This window comes from Streptomyces sp. NPDC104313, from assembly GCF_055583985.1.
The window spans coordinates 39,685-62,451 of record NZ_JBVJMW010000016.1 but is presented as its reverse complement, the minus strand read 5'-3'; the positions used below and the strand labels follow the sequence as shown (position 1 = coordinate 62,451).

Sequence of the window (22,767 nt, the reverse complement as noted above, 5' to 3'; positions counted from 1 at the left end):
GCGGATCGGCCCGGCTCAGGCCGGGTGGCGGTGACGGCGGTCGAGGAACTCCTCGAACGTCACGGTTGCCGTGGCGTGCCCGGGGGCCAGGTGGTCGCCGCGCCGGTAGCCCGCGTACGCCTTGCCGGCCAGCCGGACCGGCACCACCCGCCGCTTGCGTCCGGTGGCCCGCAGGAACGCCCCTGCCAGATCCGTGAGCTCGCGGACCTCGGGGCCGCCCAGGTCGGGCACCCGGCCGGCCGGTCCGCCCAGCGCCAGGGCCGCCAGCCGGTCGGCGACCTTCCCGCTGTCGACCGGCTGGACCCGGACACCGGAGGGCACCGGCAGCAAGGGCAGCTTCGCCGCGCCGGAGAGGACGCGCAGGACCAGGTCGTGGAACTGCGTGGTCCGCAGGATCGTCGAGCCCAGCCCGGAGTCCTCGATCATCCGCTCCACCCGGCGCTTGAGCGTGTAGTAGCCCAGCGGCAGCCGGTCCACGCCCACGATCGAGATGTAGAGCAGATGCGCCGTCCCGGCCCGCTTCGCCGCGGCGATGAGGAAACCCGCCGCACGGTCGTCGCCGCCGCGCGGGGTCGTGGCGCAGTGGACGATCACGTCCGCCCCCTCGACCGCCGCGTCCAGACCCTTGCCGTCGCGCAGATCGACGGCGTACGAGGGGGAGCGGCGGCTGAGACCGCGGACGTCGGCCCCCGCGGTGCGCAGCCGCTCAGCGACCTGCCGGCCGAGGGTTCCGGTGGCGCCGGTGAGCAGAATCGTTGTCATGGTGCCAGCCTGCCAGAACCGGGGTCGGGCCTGCCGGAAAGCGCCCCGGCCCCGGCAACGCCCCGGCCCCGGCAACGGCCACGGCAACGGCCCCGGCCCGAGCGGTGGACGCCGGGGCCGGGGCCGGGACGGGAGGGACGGTCGCCCGGTGGCGAACGGAGGGGTGGAGCCGCTCACCGCCGGGCGGTCGGAGAAGGGTTCAGCAGACGCCGAGGTCCTTCCAGGCGCCCCACTGGCCGGCGGATCCGGGCGTCTCGCCCTTCGTCCACCACGAGGCCTTCCACTGGTGGCCGCCGTGGCTGACGGTGGAGCCCCCGCCGTACTCGGTGGCCGCGTTCCAGGCCGCGGCCGAGCAGCTGCCGCCCGGCTGCGTCGGGGTCGGCGTCGGCGTCGGACCGGTCGGGGTCGGCGTCGGGTTGGTCCCGGTGCCGGGCTCGACCACGGTGGTGCCGCGCGCCAGGTCACCGGCGAGGGAGTAGGACTTCCCGCCGAAGGTCACGGTCCAGTTCGACGGGGTGGAGGTGGGCAGGTAGTAGACGAAGTCCAGCTCCACCGAGGCGCCGGGGGCGAGCGTCTGCCAGGCCGGGAGCTTCAGCGAGACGCGGTTGTAGTCGCCCTTGAGGCCGCCGATGTTGTTGGCCGCCGTGTGGTCGCTGCGGATGATCGTGGTGCCGAAGCCGGACTGGTCCTTGGCGTTGGCCGGGGCGGAGGTGGAGTAGTCGAACTGGAACTCCGTGCCGCCGGGCAGCGTGGCCTGGGTCCGGTTGGTGATCTTCAGCTTGGGGCTGATCGGGTAGTTGGAGTCGCCCAGCGGGAACTGCCCGAAGGAGACGTCGATGTTCACGGCCTGGGTGGGCAGGTCGATCGTGGAGCGCTTCGCGCCGTACGGGGTGGCCGACTTGAACGCGTCGTACATCGCGGTCGTCAGCGTGTCGCCCGTCTCGTACTGGCCCTTGGCCGCGTTCCACCGGTAGTCGCCCGCCAGCTCCCAGATCATCGTGCCGCCGATGCCCTTGTCCACGACGTAGGCCGCCTTGGCCTTCACCGACTGTTCGTCCTCGGTGGAGAGGAACACCTTCTTCTGGGCGTTCCACAGCCACGGGGCGACCAGCGTGGAGTCGTACTTGCGGACATAGGTGCCGGTCAGCTGGGTGGTCGCGGGGAAGCCGTAGTCGGTGACGTAGTCGCCGACGATGCCCTTCTCCAGGTTCTTCGCGTGCCACATCGGGTTGGAACCGGCGGGCGATTCCTTGCCGCTCGTGTCCTTGTCGTGCCAGAGGTTGTCGATCCCGACCGCGCCGTCACCGCACTTGGTCAGCCCCGCGCCCGCCGGGCAGTCGGTCGTGGCCGCCTTGCCCCACAGGCCGTCGGTGCCGCCCTGCACGTTCTTGAAGCCGCGGGTGTAGTACGGCAGGCCGATGTTGATCCGGCCTGCCGGCATCGAGCCGCGGAAGTAGTGGTAGGCCCAGTCGGTGTTGAGGTAGCCGGTGCCGCCGTACTGTGAGGTGGAGTACACGCTCGCCTGCGCCAGTTCGGCGTCCTTGCCGTCGTCGAACAGGGAGGCGTTCGGGCCGACGTACTCGTTCCAGGCGCCGTGCAGGTCGTAGGACATGATGTTGACGTAGTCCAGGTACTTCTGCATCTGGTACGTCTCCATGCCCCGCAGCAGGTAGCCGGAGGAGGGGGCCGCGACGGTCAGCAGGTAGTGCTTGCCGTCGGCGGCGCCCGCGCGGTCGAGCTTCTCGCGCAGCGTCTTCATCAGGGCGTCGTAGCCCTTGACCAGCCCGGCGCGGCGGCCGTTGGACAGTGTGTGGTCCAGCGGGTTGCCCGCGTCCTTCATGGTGGTCGCGTACTCGTAGTCGATGTCGACACCGTTGAAGCCGTACTTCTTGATGAAGTCGACGGCCGAGTCGGCGAAGGTGTTGATCCCCGACTGGTTGACCGACCCGTCGGCGTTGGTCGCCATTGAGTAGAAGCCGCCCGAGTCGACGCGCTTGCCGTCGGGGCCGAAGTAGCCGCCCGTCTCGGCCCAACCGCCCACGGAGACCAGGGTCTTCACGTTCGGGTGCTGCTTCTTGTACTTCGTCAGCAGGTTGAAGTGCCCCTTGTAGGGGAGCGCCGGGTCCATCTCCGCGCCCGCGACACCGGGCCAGGTCATTCCGGTGGAGGCGTTGCTGCCGCTGTCGGGGCCGACCGAGAGCTTGTTGGAGCCGTCGACGTGCGCGAAGGCGTAGTTGAGGTGCGTGACCTTGTTCCACGGGATGTCCGGGACCAGGTAGGCGTCCTTGCCGTCCTTGCCGGTACGCCAGTTGGTGAAGTAGCCGATCACGCGGCGCTTGTGGTCGGCGCCCATCTGTTCGCGTCCGTCGGTGTCGTAGACGGAGCAGTAGGGAACGTCGACGCCGGGGGTCTGGTACAGCCCGTCGGGACGACAGGAGGTCTGGTCGGCGGCGGCCGACGGACCTGCGGCGAGTGAGCTCATCAGCAGTCCGGCGACGGCGGCGCCGGCGGCGAGCAGGGTGGCTCTGGCTCGGGTGGGGGACAGCATGTGGTCGTTCCTCCTGGGGAGGTCGGCAGAACACAACTGGCAAAAAAGGGGTGGGGTGGGTCGTGTCGGGGTCCCGGTGTGCGCACACCGCCGGACCGAACCTCGGAGGTGACGCAGAGATTAAGAGGACTAGACCAGTGCGTCAATAGGTCTGGACCTTTAGGCGTCAACTTTCCCGATAGCTCCCCGGCGACTTGCCGATGACTACGTTGTCGACTTCTCGCCAACGGAAACGCGCCAGGTCTCCTGTGACCCAGACCACAGTGTTCACCCGCATGGCTGTGAGGCGTCCGTGGCAGACTGATTGCGTACCAGTAGCAGCGCACTCCGGGGTCGGTGCAATTCCGAACCGGCGGTTATAGTCCGCGACCCGTCCGCAGCCAGCGGGCGGTTGACCAGGTGAGATTCCTGGACCGACGGTTAAAGTCCGGATGGGAGGCAGTGCGCGGCGGGTTGTCATCGGTACGCCGCCGTCGGCGGACGCATGGCCGGGGAATCTCCCGTGACGCCGTGCGTTCCTGGCGTTCCCGTCCTCGGGTTTCGGCGTTTCCGTTGGTGATCCGCTCTATCTGTCGTCATCGACAGGCCCCGGAGTCCGTGCCCGAAGAGGCAGGAGGACCCGGGTGGACACCGCAGCCGACATCACCGCCATGCGCCGAGCCATCACGCTCGCGGCGCGCGGTCTCGGCTCCACCAGCCCCAATCCGGTCGTCGGATGCGTGATCACCGACGCCGCCGGAGCCGTCATCGGCGAAGGCTTCCACCAGCGCGCCGGAGGGCCGCACGCCGAGGTCCACGCCCTGCGCGCGGCCGGCGAGCGGGCCCGCGGCTCCACCGCCTACGTCACCCTCGAACCCTGCGACCACACCGGCCGCACCGGCCCCTGTTCCCAGGCACTCCTGGCCGCCGGGATCAGCCGTGTCGTGTACGCGGTCGCCGATCCGAACCCGGGGGCCGCGGGCGGCGGCGACACCCTGCGCCACGCCGGGGTCCGGGCCGAGCGGGGCCTCCTCACGGAGGAGGCCGAGGCGGGCAACGCCGCCTGGCTGACCTCGGTGCGCCGGGGGCGGCCGTACGTCCTGTGGAAGTACGCCGCCACCCTCGACGGCCGGATCGCCGCGGCCGACGCCACCAGCCGCTGGATCACCTCGCCCGAGGCCCGCGCCGACGTCCACCGGCTGCGCGCCGAGGCCGACGCCGTGCTCGTCGGCTCCGGCACCGCCCGCACCGACGACCCCCAGCTGGCGGTACGCGGCATCGACGGCGTCACCCAGCCGCTGCGGGTCGTCGTCGACACGAACGCCACCGCGGTGAAGCCCGGCGCCCGGGTACTGGACGACACCGCGCCCACCCTGGTCGCCGTCGCCGAGGGCGCCCCGGCCGGCCACCTCCCGGAGGCCGTCGTCCTGCGCCTGCCCCGCTCCGCCACCGGCCCCGGGCTGGACCTCGACGCCCTCCTCGGAGCCCTGCACACCCGGGGCGTCCGCTCCGTACTCCTCGAAGGCGGGCCCACCCTGGCCGGCGCCTTCGTCGCCGCCGGGACGGTCGACAAGGTCATCGGCTATCTGGCCCCGGTGCTGCTCGGCGCGGGCCCCGCGGCCCTCGCCGACGCCGGAATCTCCACGATCTCCCGGGCGTTGCGCCTCGATGTGACCGAGACCGCCCGTATCGGCCCCGACCTGCGCATCACCGCCGTCCCCGCCCCTGCTCGGAAGGGAAACTGAGTGTTCACCGGAATCATCGAAGAACTGGGTGAGGTCACCGCCGTCGAGCAGCTGGCGGACGCCTCCCGCTTCCGGCTGCGCGGCCCCGTCGTCACCGAGGGCGCCAAACACGGCGACTCCATCGCGGTGAACGGTGTCTGCCTCACCGTCGTGGACACCGGCGACGGCGAGTTCACCGCCGACGTGATGGCCGAGACGCTTCTGCGCTCCAGCCTCGGCGCGCTCACCACCGGCTCCCGGGTCAACCTGGAGCGCCCGATGGCGCTCGGCGGACGGCTCGGCGGACACCTCGTCCAAGGCCATGTGGACGGCACCGGCACCATCGTCGAGCGCACCCCCTCCGAGCACTGGGAGCTGGTCAAGGTCTCCCTGCCGCCCGAGCTGACCCGGTACGTCGTGGAGAAGGGCTCCATCACCGTCGACGGCGTGAGCCTCACCGTCGTGGACGCGGCGGCCGACCACTTCACCATCAGCCTCATCCCCACCACCCTCGCCCTGACCACGCTCGGCCGCAAGCAGCCCGGTGACCCGGTCAACCTGGAGGTGGACGTCCTCGCCAAGTACGTCGAGCGACTGCTCGGCGACCGGGCCGGAGCGGACCCGCGATGAACCTCGCGAACTGGCTCAACTCCGAGGCCTTCACCGTGTTCGGCCAGCACATCAAGTGGTCGGACATGATCGGCAACATCGTCGGTCTGATCGCCCTGGCCCTCGGCTGGCGGCGCTCCATCTGGACCTGGCCCGCCCAGCTCCTCTCCGGCGTGATCCTGCTCGTCGCCTTCGCCTCCGCGCACCTCTCCGGCAGCGCGGGCAAGCAGCTGGTCGTGATCGTCGTCGCCCTGTGGGGCTGGTGGTCCTGGAACCGCGGCAGGCAGCGGGCCCAGGACGGCTCCATCGCCGTCCGCTTCGCCACCTGGCGCGAGCGCGGCGTGCTGATCGGCGCGGCAGCGCTGGGCACCCTCGCCGTCGGCGGCCTGTTCACCGCCTTCCCGTCGCTGTCCTGGGACCCCTGGCCGGACGCGTACATCTTCGTCGGCACCGTCGTCGCGATGTACGCCCAGGCCCGCGGCATGGTCGAGTTCTGGTTCGCCTGGCTGCTGGTCGACCTGGTAGGCGTCCCGCTGAACTTCGCCAACGGATTCGCCTTCTCCGGCTTCGTCTACATCATTTACGGCGCCCTCGTCCTGTGGGGGATGCGCGACTGGTGGCTGCGTACGCGGACACCCGCTCTGGAAGGAGCCACGGCATGACTGCCCAGCCCACCTGGCTGCACCCCGGCAACGAACCGTTCCCCGAGAACCTCTCCCTGGACCCGGTCGAGCAGGCCGTCCGCGATATCGCGGCGGGCCGGCCCGTCGTCGTCGTGGACGACGAGAACCGCGAGAACGAGGGCGACCTCGTCATCGCCGCCGAGAAGGTCACCCCTTCGATCGTCGCCTTCATGATGAGCGAGTGCCGCGGTCTGATCTGCGCGCCCATGGAGAGCGACGAACTGGAACGCCTCGACCTCCCGCAGATGGTCGAACGCAACACCGAGTCGATGCGGACCGCGTTCACCGTCTCCGTCGACGCCTCCGCCGCGCACGGCGTCACCACCGGCATCTCCGCCGCCGACCGCGCCACCACCCTGCGGATGCTCGCCGGCGGTGTCGCGGGCCCCGACGACTTCGTCCGCCCCGGCCACATCTTCCCGCTGCGCGCCCGCTCCGGCGGCGTCCTGGCCCGTAACGGCCACACCGAGGCCGCCATCGACCTCGCCCGGCTCGCCGGGCTCCGCCCCGCCGGGGCCATCGTCGAGATCGCCGGCGAGGACGGCGTCATGCTCCGGCTGCCCGAGCTGGTCCCCTTCGCGCGCAAGCACGGCCTGACGATCATCTCCATCGAGGACCTGATCGCCTACCGCCGCGGCAACGAGCCGACCGTCCGCCGCGAGGCCGAGACCCGGCTGCCCACCGCGTTCGGCGACTTCACCGCGTACGGCTACCGCTCCAGCGTCGACGGCGTCGAACACGTCGCCCTGGTCCACGGCGACATCGGCGACGGCGAGGACGTCCTCGTCCGGATCCACTCCGAGTGCCTGACCGGCGACATCTTCCAGTCCCAGCGCTGCGACTGCGGCCCTCAGCTGCACGCCTCCATGCGGCGCATCACCGAGCAGGGCAGGGGCGTCGTCGTCTACCTGCGCGGCCACGAGGGACGCGGCATCGGCCTGCTCTCCAAGCTGCGCGCGTACGAACTCCAGGAGCGCGGCGTGGACACCCTCGACGCCAACCTGGAACTCGGCCTGCCCGCCGACGCCCGTGACTACGCGGCGGGCGCCCGGATCCTCGCGGACCTCGGCGTGAGCAGCCTGCGGCTGATGACGAACAACCCCGACAAGACCGCCGCCGTCGTCCGCCACGGCCTCGCCGTCACCGGCCGGGAACCCATGCCCGTCCAGGCCGGCGAGCACAACCTGCGCTACCTGCGCACCAAGCGCGACCGCATGGGCCACGACCTGCCCTGGCTGGACGGCGCCCCCGCGTCGGCCTGCGCCAACCAGTGACGAACGACCGAACACCCCGCAACCAGCATCAGCATCAGCATCAGCATCAGCATCAGGAGAGACATGAGCGGCAAGGGCGCACCCGAACTGTCCGTACGCAACTGCGGTGACCTCCGCGTGGCCGTGATCGCGGCCCAGTGGCACGAGAGGGTCATGGACGGACTCGTCGACGGCGCCCTGCGCGCCCTGCGCGAGCTGGGCATCGACGAGCCGACGCTGCTCCGTGTCCCGGGAAGCTTCGAGCTGCCCGTCGTCGCCAAGGTGCTCGCCGGACGCGGCTACGACGCGATCGTCGCCCTCGGCGTGGTCATCCGTGGTGGCACCCCCCACTTCGAGTACGTCTCCCAGGGCGTCACCCTCGGCCTCACCCAGGTCACCGTCGACACCGGTGTTCCCGTCGGCTTCGGCGTGCTGACCTGCGACACCGAGGAGCAGGCGCTGGACCGGGCCGGCCTCGAAGGGTCCAACGAGGACAAGGGGCACGAAGCGGTCACCGCCGCCGTGGCCACCGCGGCCACGCTGCGCACCGTCAGCGAACCCTGGCGCTGAGTGCCCTTTGGCGACCCCGTATTCTGAGGACCATCATGGCCAACAAAACCTTCGAAGAGCTCTTCACCGAGCTCCAGCTCAAGGCCGCCGAAGGCGACCCCGCGACCTCCCGCACCGCCGAACTGGTGGGCAAGGGCGTGCATACCATCGGCAAGAAGGTCGTCGAGGAGGCCGCCGAGGTCTGGATGGCGGCCGAGTACGAGGGCAAGGAAGCCGCCGCCGAGGAGATCTCCCAGCTGCTGTACCACGTCCAGGTGATGATGATCGCCCGCGGTATCTCGCTCGACGACGTCTACGCCCATCTCTGAGCCGACCTTCACGCCGTTCCCCGGGCCCGGCCCGGGCGACACCAGCGCGAAACCGCCCGCACACTCCCTCCGCACGAAGGAAGCCGACCCCATGCTGCGCATCGCCGTTCCCAACAAGGGTTCACTCTCCGGGCCTGCGATGGCGATGCTCCATGAGGCCGGCTACCAGCAGCGTAAGGAGTCCAAGGAACTGGTCCTGGTCGACCCTGCGAACGAGGTCGAGTTCTTCTACCTCCGCCCCCGCGACATCGCGATCTACGTCAGCTCCGGCAAGCTCGACATCGGCATCACTGGCCGCGACCTGCTGCTGGACTCCGGAGCCGACTCCGAGGAGATCCTCCAGCTCGGCTTCGCCCGCTCCACCTTCCGCTACGCCACCAAGCCCGGCACCGCGGTGGGCCCGCAGGACTTCGACGGCATGACGATCGCCACCTCCTACGAGGGCATCGTCGCCGCCCACCTCGCCGAGGCGGGCGTCAAGGCCTCCGTCGTCCACCTCGACGGCGCGGTCGAGACCGCCATCGAACTGGGCGTCGCCCAGATCATCGCCGACGTGGTGGAGACGGGCACCAGCCTGCGCAACGCCGGGCTCGAAGTGATCGGCGAGCCGATCATGACCTCCGAGGCCGTCGTCATCCGGCGCAACGGCGCCCCCGCCGACGACCCCAAGGTGCAGCAGTTCCTCCGCCGCCTCCAGGGCGTCCTGGTCGCCCGGTCCTACGTGATGATGGACTACGACTGCCGCGTCGAGCACCTGGAGCGCGCCGTCGCCCTCACTCCGGGCCTGGAGTCGCCGACCATCTCCCCGCTGCACCACGAGGGCTGGGTCGCCGTCCGCTCCATGGTCGCCGCCAAGGAGGCCCAGCGGATCATGGACGACCTGTACGAGCTCGGCGCCCGTGCCATCCTCACCACGGCCATCCACGCCTGCCGTCTCTGACGGCCCCGGCCCGCCCCGCACCCCCCGAGAGAAGACCCGATGTCCGCGCCCAGGCCCGAACAGCCCACCCTGCCGGTCACCTTCCGGCCCACCCTCACCCGGGTGGTCCTGCTGAGCACGGGCCTGGCGATGTTCCTCGTCATCACCGTCATCGCGCTGATGCTGGAGCGGCTGAACCCGGGGGAGCGGATCACCTTCGTCTTCGTCGCGGCGCTCTTCCTCGGTGTCCTGGCCCTGCTCAGCAGGCCCAGGGTCACCGCCGACGACACCGGGGTCACCGTCGTCAACCTCACCCTGACCCGCAGGCTGGCGTGGGAGGAGATCCTCCGCGTCAACCTGCGCTCCGGCGACCCCTGGGTCTTCCTCGACCTCAGCGACGGAACGAGCCTGCCCGCCCTCGGCATCCAGCCCGGCCTGGCCAAGCAGCAGGCGATCCGCGACGCCCGCGCCCTGCGCGCCCTCGCCGAGTCGCACGGCTCCGGAAGCGACGACACCCCGGGCAGCGGCTGAGCCCCTGCCCGGCGCGGGGTCTTCCTGTCCACTCCGGCGGGGCGGCGGCGCCCCGCCCCGCCCGTTCCACGGCCCCATCCCGGGCCCGCGGGGCCTCTCCTGCGACCCGAGGAGTGACTTCCCCCAGCAAGGGACGGATCCTCCGGTAGTACCTGCGCGGCCCTCCTACGGCCCGTGATCACCTTCCTCGACGCGCTGCCAACCGGCTCGTGCGGCTCCTGGGCGTCGAGCCCACCGCCGAACTGGCCTCCGCCCGAACTCCGGGAGACCTGGTCTCCCTGGCCCGGCATTCCGCCGAGGCCGGAGCCACCCGCTCGGCTTCGCCCTCGCGGTTTCGTCGGTGGTCGTCCTGCACCTGGTCATCGGCGAGATGGTCCCGAAGAACCTCGCGATGGCAGCGCCCGAGCGGACCGTGCTGTGGCTGAGCCCCGGCCTGGTCGCCTTCGCCCGGCTCTGCCGTCCGGTCACCACCGCGCTGGGCGCCTGCGCCGGCCTGGTACTGCGGCTGTTCGGCGTCGAACCGAAGGACGAGGTGGAGGCCGTCTTCACCAGCGAGCAGCTCACCCGGCTCGTGGAGGACTCCGGACAGGCCGGCCTCCTCGGACCGGAGGCGGCGACACGCCTTGAGGACGCCCCCGAAATGGGCAGCAGGCCCGTCGCCGACGTCCTGCTGGGGCTGAGGTACGGTCGCGCCGGGAGCGGACGCCCCCCGGCGCGGCGTCACACCGAACCCGGCTCCTGCTTGCCCCGGCCCACCGGGCCGCGCCCCGACAGGACCTCGCCGTACGCCTGCATCAGGTCCGCCAGCCGCAACGTCGACAGGTCCTCCCGGGTCAGCTCGCCCGGATAGCCGGAGAGCCGCAGATCACGGTAGGCGCAGCTCTTCTCGTACAGCGTCCGCAGGAAACGGCCGTTGCCCAGCTCGTCGATCCAGCCCTGGTCCACCACATGGCCGCTGATCGAGCGCAACTCGTCCACCGCCTCCTCGTCCCACACGTCGTCGTTCTCCGCGGCCAGCACGCTCCCGATCGCGGTGAGTTCGAGCGGCCGGTAGCTGGGGAAGTCGACCCGGCTGGTGAAGCGGGAGGAGAGACCCGGGTTCGTGGCGAGCAGCCGGTCCATGCCCTCCGGGTAGCCCGCGAGGATGACGACGAGATGGTTCCGGTTGTCCTCGGCCCGCTTCAGGAGGACCTGAAGCGCCTCGTCGCCGTACGCGTCGCCCTTGCTGTAACCGGAGTTGGCCAGGCTGTACGCCTCGTCGACGAACAGCACCCCGCCCAGGGCCGAGTCGATCAGCCCATTGGCCTTCACCGCCGTCTGCCCCAGGAACTCCCCGACCAGATCGGACCGTTGGGCCTCCACCAGGTGATCGCCGCCGAGCAGCCCGAGCGCGTAGAAGACCCGGCCCAGGATGCGCGCCACGGTGGTCTTGCCGGTGCCGGAGGGGCCGGAGAAGACGAAGTGACGCTTCGGCGGCTGGACCGGGAGGCCCTGCTCGGCCCGCAGCCGGGCCATGTTCAACTGCGCCGAAAGCGCTTTGACCTGCCGTTTGACCGGTTCGAGACCGACCATGCGCTCCAGCTGTGCCAGCGCCTCGGCGAGCAGGGCCGGATCGCTGGGCCCGGCCGGGAAGGACGGTGGCTTCCGGGTCTCGGTGCGGCGGACTTTCTCGACAGGGGTGGGCGGACCGGGGACCGGATCGTCGCCGAGCAGCCCCGCGTCGCTCACCGGCCAGGACTCCCGCCCGTCCACCGGATCGGCGCCGAGCAGCGCGTCGCCCTCCGGCTGCGTCGCCGTCCCCGGCACACCCGAAGCCCCCGTCCCGGACACACCCGAACCGAAACCGGTCAGGGTCACGGCGGCCAGATCCGCCGACTCGTCGTACCCGTCGCCCTCCACGAGCGCGGCGAGCCGGGCGGAGGTGTCCATGAAGGCCGGGTCGACCCGGTGTACCGCCCGGTACAGCGGCAGGGCGGCCGCGCTGCGCCCGGTGCCCTCGTGGGCCCGCGCCAGCCAGTAGCGCAGTTCCTTGCGCTGTGGCTGTTCGCTGCGGCAGCGCATCAGCGCGGCCGACAGCAAGGGCTCCGCCTGCCCGAACATCTCCAGCCGCACCCGCGCCATCCCACCGAACAGACCCGCCTCGATGCCCAGCATCGGATCGTCGACGAGCTGCTCGGTGCAGCGCACCAACTGCTCCCAGTCCTTGACCAGATAGGAGCGGCAGGCATGCAGGAACCGCACGTGCGGATCCGCGTCCACCGGTGGCAGCCCGGCCAACGCCCGGTCCAGCTCCGGCACATGACGTCCGTCCAGCCAGTGCGAGGCGTGCGCCAGCAGCAGATCGCGTCGGCTCTCCAACACCGGTTGCACCCACCATCCCAGCCAGTACCAGGAGTTGAGGGTGCGGCGGTGGCGTGTGCGCTGTTCGCCGAAGCGGTCGCGGTGCCGGTACATGCGTAACAGGGCCGTGGTGGTGTCGATGCGGAGCGCATGGAGGCCGAGCCAGCCGTCCGCCATGCCCGGATCGAACCGCACCGCGGCTCTGAACTCCTCCTCGGCCTGCGGGTAGGCGCCCATCGTGTAGGCGTCCATGCCGCGCAGCCAGGCGAGGTCGGCAGGGGCTCCAGCGCCCTGCGTGCCGATGTCCATCAGGTCCCCCACAAACCGTGCCCCCAGGATGTCCCGCCCGCACAGCATGCCCACCGGAGCGTGCTGAATCACGGCGTGGAGGAAGGGAATTGACCACACCGAGGTGCATCGTACCCGCGTAGCGGGGAGGCGACCGCTCGATGGCGACGCGTGCGGCGGTGACCCAGGGTGAGTGAATCACTCTGCGTGGACACCGGGGTAGCGGGGGAGAGCACAGGGCGAAGCCCCCGATCACGGGGGAACAACCGGGGGCTTCGCGTCCATGGGGGCTCCGAAAAGCCGCACAATGAGAACGTAAGACCAGCAAGGCCCCCCGGTCAAGCAGAGTTGGGGCACTTCCGGGCCGATTTCCTACTGCTCAGTAGGGCGGGACGCCCTGGCTACCGTGTGTCATGGTTCGGTTCACTCCTGCTGTCGCGCGGGGCCCCGTCAGCCACACGTACCCCTCCGGCAACTGGCGTACCAAAGCGTCGGCGTACGGCCGTGAGGGATCTCCGGCGAAATGCCGGGCCTCGGCGGGCATCCACCCGTCCCAGAACGCGGCGAGCCCGGTCCCGTCCCGCCGTCGGCCCCGCTCCCAGGACGCCTCCCGGTCCAGCTCCATCCAGCACAGCGCCGCCAGCCACGGGCGCATCTCGTGGCGTCCCGCGCCGACCCCCTCCACCAGCACGACCGGGGCCGGCTCCAGGGTCCGCGCCGGGCCGAAGCGGCGCTCCGTCCAGTCGTACGGGGCATAGCGGGCGCTGTCGCCTTTCGAGAGGGGTAGGAGTACCTGCTCCCGCAGCCGCCCCGCCCAGCCGAACAGCTCCTCGTGCGTGGCGAGGTCGTCCAGATGGAGGACCGGCGCACCGCCCAGCGCCACCGCGAGGCGGGCGGCGAAGGTGCTCTTGCCCGAACCGGCGTGCCCGTCGACCGCGACGAGCCGCACCGGCCCGCAGGAAGGGGGCAGCGAGGAGAGCTCATCGGCGTGGCGGGCCAGGTCGTCCATGGCTCCAGGGTACGTTCCGGCACGAAGGCACCCGGGGGCCACCGCAGGTCACGCCAGTGGTCCAGACCCATATTGGTCCGGCGGCGACTGCCGAACCGCTGGCCCGATCCGGCCGCGAACCGGGATAGTTGGCGCACCGCACGGCACCCGCAGACCACCTTCCGCATCCGACCGGGGGTCACGACCATGACCAGTCCGACTTCGCGCAGGACCGTTCTGACCGCCGCGCTCGCAGCGGCGGCTGCCGCCGGCACGGTGGGCTCCGCCGCGTCCGCCGCCCCGTCCTCGCCCGCCGACCCCTCCGCCGCCCCGGAGTCCCTCGTGGACAACCGTTTCTGGCACACCCGCACCGACTGGCGCCGCGGCACGGGCGACGGAACCCGGGTGCTTCCGGGGCCCCGGCCCGGCGTCGTGATCGCCGTCCCGGCCGGACGCACCGACTACACCGACCCGCACACCGGCACTACGGCGGCCTGGGACTACGCCACCTGGACCTCCTCCGTGCACCGCTCCGCCGTCCCCGCCACCGAGGTGATCGCCTCCTGGAACGCCCGCACCCCGGCCGGCACCTGGATCCAGGTCGAGCTGAGCGGCGTCTACGCGGACGGCACCGCGACGCCCTGGTTCGTGATGGGCCGCTGGGCGGCGGGCGACGGCGACATCCGCCGTACGTCCCTCGACGGCCAAGGCGATCCGTACGGCTCGGTGTGGACGGACACCTTCTCGGTGGACGACCCCGCGAGCGGCGTCCGCCTGGTCTCCTACCGGTTGCGGCTCACGCTGTACCGCACCCCGGGCAGCCGCCTCACCCCGACCGTCTGGCGGGTCGGCGCGATGGCCTCCGACGTGCCCGACCGCTTCACCGTGCCCGCGAGCACCCCCGCGCTCGCCCGCGAACTGCCCGTGCCCCGCTACTCGCAGAACATCCACATCGGGCAGTACCCCGAGTACGACAACGGCGGCGAGGCGTGGTGCAGCCCCACCTCCTCACAGATGATCATCGAGCACTGGGGCCGCCGCCCCACCGCGGAGGACCTGGCCTGGGTCAAGCCCGGCCTGCCCGACCCCCAGGTCTGCCACGCCGCCCGCCAGACCTATGACCACCAGTACGAGGGCTGCGGCAACTGGCCGTTCAACGCCGCCTACGCCGCCACGTACCGCGACCTGAACGCCGTCGTCACCCGGCTCGGTTCGCTCACCGACGTGGAGCGGCTGATCCGCGCGGGTATCCCCGTCATCACCTCCCAGTCCTTCCTGAAGGAGGAACTGACCGGCGCCGGATACGGGACGGCCGGCCACCTGATGACGGTCATCGGCTTCACCCCCGAGGGCGACGTCATCGCCAACGACCCCGCGTCCCCCGACAACGACGCGGTACGCCGGGTCTACCGGCGGCGCGAATGGGAGGACATCTGGCTCCGCACCAAGCGCTACGACGCGAACGGCAATGTCAGGAGCGGTACGGGTGGGGTCTGCTACGTGTACTGGCTGACCCGGACGACGCCGTCCCAGTGGCGCGTACTGAGGTCGCTGGGGCTGGTCTGAGCGGGTGGGTGCGGGGCAGGGCACGCGAAAGGGCGGGGCGCCGCCCGGCACCCCGCCCGTTCCGTCCGTCGACCCGTGAACGCCAGCGGATCGCCTTGATCGGTTCGCCGTTCCCGGTGTCACCGCTCAGCTCCCAGAAGAACGTGCCTCCCAGGGCCTGTTCGTTCTTGTAGTTCATCTTGGTGCCGATGGTCTCCGGGGTGTCGAAGCTCCACCAGTCGGTGCAGCAGTGCGCGTACGCCGTACCGGTCACCTTGCGCGTGGCGGGGCAGCTGTTCTTGAGGACCCGGTAGTCCTCGATGCCCGCTGCGTACGTACCCGCCGCCGCACCGGTCGCGCTGCCGCCCGGCTCGGACCGGGTGACGCCGGTCCAGCCTCGGCCGGAGAAGCCGATGCCCAGCAGCGGCTTCTCCGGTGGGATGCCCAGCGCCTTCAGCTTGGAGATCGCGGCGTCGGAGTTGAAGCCCTCCGTGGGGATGCCCGGGCAGGAGGTCAGCGGGGAGTGCGGTGCCGTCGGCCCCTTCGCCTCCCAGGCGCCGAAGAAGTCGTACGTCATCGGCAGGTACCGGTCGAGGTGCTTCGCCGCCCCCGCGGGCCGCCGTACAGGCGGCCCGGGCGAGCGCCCGGAGCCGGGCGCGGGGGCGGTGCGGTTTGAGCGTCGTGGCTCCTCGTGGGGGATGGCTGGTGCGTGGGGGGTGCGGGCCGGACTGCGGGCGAGAGCATCTGTTTGACATAAACACGATATGTGTGCGGTGGAACCGTAGGAGGACTGGACCAGTTGGGTCGATGGTTCGGACCAATTCACCGGCGGTCACGGCCCCTGCGGGCCTTCCGGCCTGCGCGGTCGCCCCCGTGACGGGAGGCATTCGATCGGGCATACTCAACCCGCCACAGCCGATGACCGTGCCACCCGTGACCCGGGAGGTCAGGATCGGCGGGGCAGTCCGTTCTTCCCGGGTCACTTCACGGGAGATCACCCGGCGGCGCCTCTCCGACCCCGAGCGCGCGACCGCCGCAACGCCTGACAGGGAGGAGAGCGCCGTCATGTCCGACCGTGCCCCGCAGCCGGTGGAACGCCGTCTGCCGACCGAGGAGTCCCGGCAGCTCGTCGCGCTCGTCCGCGACATCGTGTCGAAGGAGATCGCTCCCCGGGCGGCCGAGGAGGAGGAAGCGGGCGTCTTCCCCCGCGAGGTCTTCGCCCTCCTGTCCGAGGCCGGACTCCTGGGACTGCCGTACGACTCCGCCCACGGCGGAGGTGACCAGCCCTACGAGGTCTACCTCCAGGTCCTGGAGGAACTGGCCGCGGCCCGGCTCACCGTCGGTCTCGGCGTCAGCGTCCACTCCCTCGCCTGCCACGCCCTGGCCGGATACGGCACCGACGAGCAGCGGGCCGCCCACCTGACGGCCATGCTCTCCGGCGGCCTGCTGGGCGCCTACTGCCTCTCCGAACCCGCTTCCGGCTCCGACGCCGCCTCCCTGCGGACCAAGGCCGTGCGTGACGGGGACGAGTGGGTCATCACCGGCACCAAGGCGTGGATCACCCACGGCGGCGTCGCCGACTTCTGCACCGTGCTCGCCCGCACCGGCGTCGAGGGCCCCCGCGGCATCACGGCCTTCCTCGTCCCCGGCGACGCCGAGGGGCTGAACGCCGCTCTCCCCGAGAAGAAGATGGGGATGAAGGGCTCACCGACGGCCCAGCTCCACTTCGACGGCGTACGGGTAGGCGACGACCGGCGCATCGGCGAGGAGGGACAGGGCTTCGCCATCGCCCTGTCCGCGCTCGACTCCGGGCGCCTCGGCATCGCGGCCTGTGCCGTCGGCCTCGCCCAGGCGGCCCTGGACGAGGCCGTCCGGTACGCCACCGACCGGCGGCAGTTCGGCCGCCCCGTCGCGGACTTCCAGGGGCTGCGGTTCATGCTCGCCGACATGGCCACCCAGATCGAGGCCGGCCGGGCGCTGTATCTGGCGGCGGCGCGGCTGCGGGACGCGGGGGAGCCCTTCTCCCGGCAGGCCGCCATGGCGAAGTTGTTCTGCACGGACGCGGCCATGCGGGTGACCACCGACGCCGTCCAAGTGCTCGGCGGATACGGCTACACGCTCGACTTCCCGGTCGAACGGCTGATGCGCGAGGCGAAGGTGCTCCAGATCGTGGAGGGCACCAATCAGATCCAGCGCATCGTCATCGCGCGCCACCTCGCGGGTCCCGAGTCGCGCTGAACCGCAGCGGCGCCTCGGGCCAGGGGGCAGTGCCGCGGCCTTGCGCCACTCCGGGCGGCCCGGCAGGGTGCGGCCGTCCCACTCCCACTGCCTGAGCGGCGCGCTGTGGATCGGCGGGTCCACGGGGCGCCCAGGGGTGAGGTCCCCGTGGAGCGGGGCAGCTGTTGTGCGGGTGTGCCCGGCCGCGGAACCGATTCTTCGGAGGCGGGTGCGGCGAGACGGCGGCGACCCGGACCGACTGTTGAGCGCAGCGTGGTCATACGGGGCCGACGTGGCAGGGCGGGCCGGGGTCACTGCCACGCCGATTCGAGCTCCCGTTCGCGGATGCCCGCCCCCTGCCGCCCGCGTCAGAGAGACGCGGGACCGCTCGGGCACCACGGCGGCCGGGCCGCCGTGGTGCCGGGCAGGGCGTACGGCGTACGGTCAGGCGGCGTCGCGCCGCATCACCGGCGCGCGCAGGGGACGGGAGCCGGGTCCGACGGCGTGCGAGAAGGGCTGCATCCGCCAGTCGAGTCCCTGGGGGAGGGTCAACAGGAGCCCCGCCTCCTGCTCCTGGAGCTCCAGCGTCTCGTCCGCGGGCCGGGCGTCGCTCACGTCGCGGCCGGTTCCGGCGCAGCCGGTGAGGACGAAGGGATTCCATGGCGTGGGGCACCGGGCGTGCTCCGGCAGGACGTCCTCGTCGGCCAGCAGCGCGATGGGCTGGGCGCAGTCCGGGCAGATCACCCGGACCATCTCGAACATGTCGTACGCGTCGGCGCTACCGTCGTCGTCCGGATCAACAGGCTCCGGTTCGGTACGTTCGGTGAGCTTCAGGCTGTGCATGGAATTCCCCCCTCGGGTGGGCCGACAAGGCGCCACGGCCTCGACCACAGCAAGCACTTCCCGCCGCGCATCGCCGATAACCGCGGGGTGGCCCGCTACCGACCCATGAACCTGTGGCATTCGTCACATGCGGCCCCGCCGGTGCCGATCCGTGACCCGCGCGACTGGGCCGAGCGGTGCCCGGGGCCATAGGTTGATCCACATGGAGGAGCTGGACCGTCAGATCGTTGAGTTGCTCGTCAAGGACGGGCGGATGAGCTACACCGACCTGGGCAAGGCCACGGGCCTGTCCACTTCGGCGGTTCATCAGCGTGTCCGCCGACTGGAGCAGCGCGGGGTGATCCGCGGCTATGCCGCGGTCGTCGACCCCGAGGCCGTCGGGCTGCCCATCACCGCGTTCATCTCGGTGAAGCCGTTCGACCCGAGCGCACCCGACGACATCGCCGAACGGCTCGCCGGGGTGCCCGAACTGGAGGCCTGCCACAGCGTCGCCGGGGACGAGAACTACATCCTGAAGGTGCGCGTGGCGACCCCGCTGGAGCTGGAACACCTGCTCACCCGGATCCGCACGCTCGCCGGCGTGTCCACCCGGACCACCGTCGTCCTGTCCACCCCGTACGAGGCCCGGCCCCCGCGTATCTGAGCGGCGGACCGCCCGCTCCGGAGGGGGCCGGGGGCCTGGCGGCGGCCGACAGGCGCGAGACTGGTCCCATGAGCCAGAGCACCGCCCCCCAGAGCGCCCCCGAACACCGCACCGTGCTGTTGCGCGGCGGAGACGTCCACAGCCCCGCCGACCCGTTCGCCACCGCGATGGTCGTCGAACGCGGACATGTCGCCTGGGTGGGGTCCGAGGGGGCCGCCGACGCCTTCGCGAGCGGCGTGGACGAGGTGGTCGACCTCGAAGGCGCCCTGGTCACTCCGGCGTTCACCGACTCCCATGTGCACACCACCGCCACCGGCCTGGCCCTGACGGGGCTCGACCTCTCCGGCGCCCGCAAGCTGTCCGAGGCCCTCGGCCTCGTCCGCACGTTCGCGAACGGGCGCCCCGCCGGGGACGTTCTGCTCGGACACGGCTGGGACGCCGCCCGCTGGCCCGAGCGGCGGCACCCCTCGCGCGCCGAACTCGACGAGGCGGCCGGCGGCCGGGCTCTGTACCTGCCGCGGATCGACGTGCACTCCGCGGTCGTCACGACGGCCCTGCTCGACCTCGTCCCCGGCGTCACCGCGATGACCGGCTACCACCCCGACGCGCCACTCACCGGCGACGCCCACCACGCGGTACGGGCCGCCGCCCACAGCGCCCTCCCGGCCGCCCAGCGGGCCGCCGCGCAGCGGGCCGCCCTCGACCACGCCGCCTCCCTCGGCATCGGCAGCGTGCATGAGTGCGGGGGCCCGGAGATCTCCGACGAGGAGGACTTCACCACCCTCCTCGCCCTCGCCGCCGAGCGGCCGGGACCGCGCGTCCTCGGCCTCTGGGCCGAGGAGATCGCCGACGGGAGGGACGCCCGGCGCATCCGCGAGCTGGGCGCGATCGGCGCCGCCGGCGACCTGTTCGTCGACGGTTCCCTCGGCTCGCACACCGCCTGCCTGCACCGGCCCTACGCGGACGACCCGCACACCGGCACCGCCCACCTGGACGCCGCCCGGATCGCCGCCCATGTCACCGCCTGCACCGAGGCGGGCCTCCAGGCGGGCTTCCACGCCATCGGCGACGCCGCGGTCACCGCCGTGGTGGACGGGATCAGAGCCGCCGCGAGGACGCTGGGCCTCGAACGGATCCGGGCCGCCCGTCACCGCGTGGAACACGCCGAGATGCTCACCCCCGAGACGATCGCCGCCTTCGCGGAACTGGGCCTCACCGCTTCCGTCCAGCCTGCCTTCGACGCCGCCTGGGGCGGTCCGGAGGGGATGTACGCCGAGCGTCTCGGCGCGGAGCGGGCCGCCACCCTCAACCCGTACGCGGCGCTGCTGCGTGCCGGAGTGCCGCTGGCCTTCGGCTCCGACAGCCCGGTCACCCCGCTCGACCCCTGGGGCACCGTGCGGGCCGCCGCCCACCACCGCACCCCCGAGCACCGCATCTCGGTCCGCGCCGGGTTCACCGCGCACACCCGTGGCGGCTGGCGGGCCGTCGGCCGCGACGACGCGGGCCTCCTGGTGCCCGGCGCCCCGGCCGACTACGCGGTCTGGCGCACCGCCGAACTGCTGGTCCAGGCCCCCGACGACCGGGTCGCCCGATGGTCCACCGACCCCCGGTCCGGCACGCCCGGCCTGCCGGATCTCACCCCTGGGGCCGACCTTCCCGTCTGCCTGCGGACCGTGGTCTTCGGACAAACTGTCTACGTGCGACCGAACGAGTGACGTCGGGACATTTCGTACCGCCGATCGATGGCCTGATCGCTGGGCCGCGACCTGCGGCCCTTCCGCACTGACCAGGCAATATCGGAAAAAGTCGCAGGTCGCACGGGTGTTGACAGAAAGCGCCCACGGGCCGGTAGGTTCGGCCGGGTCCACCACAGGACGTCCGTCCGGTTAAACCTTCACGCAGTCGTCGAACGCCGCTGAGTCATGAGGTGGTGTGCCGCACCGGCCCACCACCGCCGACAGCCAGGTTCAGCGCCCGCGCCTCGGGGGCGAGGGAAGGTTTCAGCCGGACGGAGGGTGGGACCCGGGTGGGGCCCGGACGTTCAGTAGACAACGGCTTTCGGTCGACCCGCAGCCAGCGGGCCCCAGGTCGGCCCGAAGGGCGCCGGGCCCCGATCCGAAGTTCCGACGTTTCTCCCAGGGGGTCCCGCCGTGTCGGGGCCCGTGTTCTGTCCGCAGTTCCACGGGTCTGTCCGCGCCACGCCACATGCCCGCGCGACCGCGTCGAAGTCCGACGGCGGTGCGCTGGATATGGTGTCCTCCTGTGTACGGACTCTAAGGGGCAGTAGTGAACGACGGCGGTCAGAGGCAGTTCGGCCCGCTCGGCAAGGTTCTGGTGATCATCCCGACCTACAACGAGGTCGAGAACATCGGGCCGATCGTCGACCGGGTGCGCACCGCCGTTCCGGATGCCGACATCCTGGTGGCCGATGACAACAGCCCCGACGGCACCGGCAAGGCGGCCGACGAGATCGCCGCGGCCGACGACCGGGTCCATGTTCTGCACCGCAAGGGCAAGGAAGGGCTCGGCGCCGCCTACCTCGCGGGCTTCGCCTGGGGCTCCGAGCACGGCTACGGCGTGCTCGTCGAGATGGACGCGGACGGCTCCCACCAGCCCGAGGAGCTGCCCCGGCTGCTCACCGCGCTCAAGGGCGCCGACCTGGTCCTCGGATCCCGCTGGGTGCCGGGCGGCCGTGTGGTCAACTGGCCCAAGAGCCGTGAGGTGATCTCGCGCGGTGGCAGCCTCTACTCCCGGCTCGCCCTCGGTCTCTCCGTCCGGGACGTCACCGGCGGTTACCGCGCCTTCCGCACCGGGACGCTCGACGGCCTCGGGCTGGGAGAGGTCGCCTCGCAGGGCTACTGCTTCCAGGTGGATCTCGCGCGCCGCGCGGTCGAGGCGGGCTATCACGTGGTCGAGGTCCCCATCACCTTCGTCGACCGGGAGATCGGCGACTCCAAGATGAGCCGGGACATCCTCGTCGAGGCGCTGTGGCGGGTCACCGGCTGGGGTATCACCTCCCGGGCGAACAAGGTCCTGGGCCGCAAGACCCTCTGACGCTCCTGACCGGAGAACGAGGCCGCTCCGGTCCGGACCGGCGAACGAGGGCACCGCCCGACCGGCTTCGTGATCACCCCCTTTACGCCGCTTGCACTCCCGCACAGGCACACTGGGGACATGACGACCGGCACTCCGCCCCCGACCCGTCCCCGGCGCTCGCGCGCCCGTAGATTCCTGCCGCCGGCCCTGGCCGCCTGGCTGGTCCTGGAGATCTGGCTCCTGACCCTGGTCGCCTCGGCCGCGGGCGGCCTCATCGTCCTGCTGATCCTGGTGGCCGGGGCCGTGCTCGGCGCCGTGGTCATCAAGAGCGCCGGCCGGCGCGCCTTCAAGAACCTGACCGAGACTCTCCAGCAGATGCCGGGCCGGCCCGGTGCTCCCGTCATGCCGCCGGCCGCCCCCGCGGGCGGCAAGAGCTCCCGGGGCAACGGGCTGCTGATGCTGGGCGGACTGCTGATCCTGATCCCCGGTCTGATCTCGGACGCGGCCGGACTGATCCTGCTGGTGCCGCCGGTGCGCACTATGATCAGCCGGTACGCGGAGCGCTCGCTGGAACGCCGTATGCGGTCCGCGACGCCGGGGGGCCTCTCGGACGCCTTTCAGCAGGCCAGGATGGGCCGGACGGACGGGAAGGTCGTCCAGGGCGAGGTCATCCGCGAGGACGGCTCCCAGGCGCCCTCCGGGCCCGACGGCGACCCCCGGGACCCCCGCCCGCCTCTCGCGCCCTGACAGGCGGCTCCTGTCAGGGCGCGAACGGGGAGTCGTCCCCGTCAGAGCCGTCCCACTCCAGGGCGCATCCCTTCAGGTCTTATCCCTTCAGGGCCGTGTCATCGGGCGAATGCCTCGGTCCATGCCGAAGAGCCGCGGGGGGGGGGGGGGGCGGGGGGGGGGGGGGGGCGGGCCCGGGGGGGGGGGGGGGGGGTGGGGGGGTGGGGGGGGGGGGGGGGGCCCGCGGGGGGGGGG

The 22,767-nt window shown here is 71.8% G+C and carries 19 protein-coding genes, 2 pseudogenes and 1 riboswitch; of the genes and pseudogenes, 15 read left to right on the top strand and 6 right to left on the bottom strand.

The features are described from left to right. Nucleotides 1-15: 15 nt before the first annotated feature. Complete coding sequence (locus ACZ60Q_RS29785; protein WP_469640665.1) at nucleotides 16-762, bottom strand: SDR family oxidoreductase; 747 nt, start codon at nucleotides 760-762, stop codon at nucleotides 16-18. 199 nt (nucleotides 763-961) lie between these two features. Next, nucleotides 962-3,310 carry a chitinase C-terminal domain-containing protein gene (locus tag ACZ60Q_RS29780; RefSeq protein WP_469640663.1) on the bottom strand — a complete coding sequence of 783 codons (2,349 nt, stop codon included), beginning with the start codon at nucleotides 3,308-3,310 and terminating at the stop codon, nucleotides 962-964. A gap of 318 nt (nucleotides 3,311-3,628) precedes the next feature. Then, nucleotides 3,629-3,759, top strand: a riboswitch (FMN riboswitch). A 174-nt stretch (nucleotides 3,760-3,933) separates the two neighbouring features. On the opposite strand from ACZ60Q_RS29780, the gene ribD reads away from it, so the two are divergent. The 9 genes and pseudogenes from ribD to ACZ60Q_RS29735 form a co-directional block, all read left to right on the top strand. Next, on the top strand, nucleotides 3,934-5,034 hold the full coding sequence (ribD, locus tag ACZ60Q_RS29775; RefSeq protein WP_469640662.1) for a bifunctional diaminohydroxyphosphoribosylaminopyrimidine deaminase/5-amino-6-(5-phosphoribosylamino)uracil reductase RibD: 1,101 nt from the start codon (nucleotides 3,934-3,936) through the stop codon (nucleotides 5,032-5,034). Next, nucleotides 5,035-5,643 carry a riboflavin synthase gene (locus tag ACZ60Q_RS29770; RefSeq protein WP_469640660.1) on the top strand — a complete coding sequence of 203 codons (609 nt, stop codon included), beginning with the start codon at nucleotides 5,035-5,037 and terminating at the stop codon, nucleotides 5,641-5,643. It abuts the gene before it with no gap. Further along, nucleotides 5,640-6,284: a nicotinamide mononucleotide transporter family protein gene (locus ACZ60Q_RS29765; RefSeq protein WP_469640658.1), complete on the top strand. Its 645-nt coding sequence runs from the start codon at nucleotides 5,640-5,642 to the stop codon at nucleotides 6,282-6,284. Before ACZ60Q_RS29770 ends, ACZ60Q_RS29765 begins: the two co-directional genes overlap by 4 nt. Continuing rightward, nucleotides 6,281-7,579, top strand: a complete 1,299-nt coding sequence (locus ACZ60Q_RS29760; RefSeq protein WP_469640656.1) for a bifunctional 3,4-dihydroxy-2-butanone-4-phosphate synthase/GTP cyclohydrolase II — start codon at nucleotides 6,281-6,283, stop codon at nucleotides 7,577-7,579. The genes ACZ60Q_RS29765 and ACZ60Q_RS29760 overlap by 4 nt, the downstream gene beginning before the upstream one ends. A gap of 63 nt (nucleotides 7,580-7,642) precedes the next feature. After that, on the top strand, nucleotides 7,643-8,128 hold the full coding sequence (ribH, locus tag ACZ60Q_RS29755; RefSeq protein ID WP_469640654.1) for a 6,7-dimethyl-8-ribityllumazine synthase: 486 nt from the start codon (nucleotides 7,643-7,645) through the stop codon (nucleotides 8,126-8,128). Between the two features lie 35 nt (nucleotides 8,129-8,163). Next, a complete protein-coding gene (locus tag ACZ60Q_RS29750) occupies nucleotides 8,164-8,436 on the top strand; it encodes a phosphoribosyl-ATP diphosphatase (protein WP_469640652.1) in 273 nt (90 codons plus the stop codon). 91 nt (nucleotides 8,437-8,527) lie between these two features. After that, nucleotides 8,528-9,376, top strand: a complete 849-nt coding sequence (hisG, locus tag ACZ60Q_RS29745; protein ID WP_469640650.1) for an ATP phosphoribosyltransferase — start codon at nucleotides 8,528-8,530, stop codon at nucleotides 9,374-9,376. Between the two features lie 39 nt (nucleotides 9,377-9,415). Continuing rightward, nucleotides 9,416-9,886 carry a PH domain-containing protein gene (locus ACZ60Q_RS29740; RefSeq protein WP_469640649.1) on the top strand — a complete coding sequence of 157 codons (471 nt, stop codon included), beginning with the start codon at nucleotides 9,416-9,418 and terminating at the stop codon, nucleotides 9,884-9,886. 298 nt (nucleotides 9,887-10,184) lie between these two features. Then, a pseudogene (locus ACZ60Q_RS29735) lies at nucleotides 10,185-10,559 on the top strand (CNNM domain-containing protein); the annotation flags it as partial. A 47-nt stretch (nucleotides 10,560-10,606) separates the two neighbouring features. Here ACZ60Q_RS29735 and ACZ60Q_RS29730 read toward each other — a convergent pair. Continuing rightward, a complete protein-coding gene (locus tag ACZ60Q_RS29730; protein WP_469640752.1) occupies nucleotides 10,607-12,535 on the bottom strand; it encodes an AAA family ATPase in 1,929 nt (642 codons plus the stop codon). A 358-nt stretch (nucleotides 12,536-12,893) separates the two neighbouring features. Then, nucleotides 12,894-13,523, bottom strand: coding sequence for a uridine kinase family protein (locus ACZ60Q_RS29725; RefSeq protein WP_469640647.1), 630 nt, complete (start codon nucleotides 13,521-13,523; stop codon nucleotides 12,894-12,896). Nucleotides 13,524-13,709: 186 nt separating this feature from the next. On the opposite strand from ACZ60Q_RS29725, the gene ACZ60Q_RS29720 reads away from it, so the two are divergent. Further along, nucleotides 13,710-15,068, top strand: a complete 1,359-nt coding sequence (locus ACZ60Q_RS29720; RefSeq protein WP_469640645.1) for a peptidase C39 family protein — start codon at nucleotides 13,710-13,712, stop codon at nucleotides 15,066-15,068. An 88-nt stretch (nucleotides 15,069-15,156) separates the two neighbouring features. Here ACZ60Q_RS29720 and ACZ60Q_RS29715 read toward each other — a convergent pair. Continuing rightward, nucleotides 15,157-15,660, bottom strand: a pseudogene (locus ACZ60Q_RS29715) (glycoside hydrolase family 18 protein); the annotation flags it as partial. Between the two features lie 452 nt (nucleotides 15,661-16,112). Between ACZ60Q_RS29715 and ACZ60Q_RS29710 the strand changes: the two are divergent. Next, nucleotides 16,113-17,285, top strand: coding sequence for an acyl-CoA dehydrogenase family protein (locus ACZ60Q_RS29710; RefSeq protein ID WP_469640643.1), 1,173 nt, complete (start codon nucleotides 16,113-16,115; stop codon nucleotides 17,283-17,285). Between the two features lie 423 nt (nucleotides 17,286-17,708). On the opposite strand, the gene ACZ60Q_RS29705 is transcribed toward ACZ60Q_RS29710, so the two are convergent. After that, nucleotides 17,709-18,107, bottom strand: a complete 399-nt coding sequence (locus tag ACZ60Q_RS29705) for a hypothetical protein (protein WP_469640641.1) — start codon at nucleotides 18,105-18,107, stop codon at nucleotides 17,709-17,711. Between the two features lie 202 nt (nucleotides 18,108-18,309). Here ACZ60Q_RS29705 and ACZ60Q_RS29700 point away from each other — a divergent pair, with 202 nt between their 5' ends. From ACZ60Q_RS29700 to fxsA, 4 genes are all read left to right on the top strand, one after another. Then, complete coding sequence (locus tag ACZ60Q_RS29700) at nucleotides 18,310-18,750, top strand: Lrp/AsnC family transcriptional regulator (protein ID WP_215111217.1); 441 nt, start codon at nucleotides 18,310-18,312, stop codon at nucleotides 18,748-18,750. Between the two features lie 68 nt (nucleotides 18,751-18,818). Next, nucleotides 18,819-20,465, top strand: coding sequence for an amidohydrolase (locus tag ACZ60Q_RS29695; RefSeq protein WP_469640639.1), 1,647 nt, complete (start codon nucleotides 18,819-18,821; stop codon nucleotides 20,463-20,465). Nucleotides 20,466-21,036: 571 nt separating this feature from the next. Beyond that, on the top strand, nucleotides 21,037-21,804 hold the full coding sequence (locus ACZ60Q_RS29690; RefSeq protein WP_469640637.1) for a polyprenol monophosphomannose synthase: 768 nt from the start codon (nucleotides 21,037-21,039) through the stop codon (nucleotides 21,802-21,804). 120 nt (nucleotides 21,805-21,924) lie between these two features. Continuing rightward, entirely contained in the window at nucleotides 21,925-22,533 is a 609-nt protein-coding gene (gene fxsA, locus ACZ60Q_RS29685; RefSeq protein WP_469640635.1) for an FxsA family membrane protein, read from the top strand. Nucleotides 22,534-22,767 lie beyond the last annotated feature (234 nt).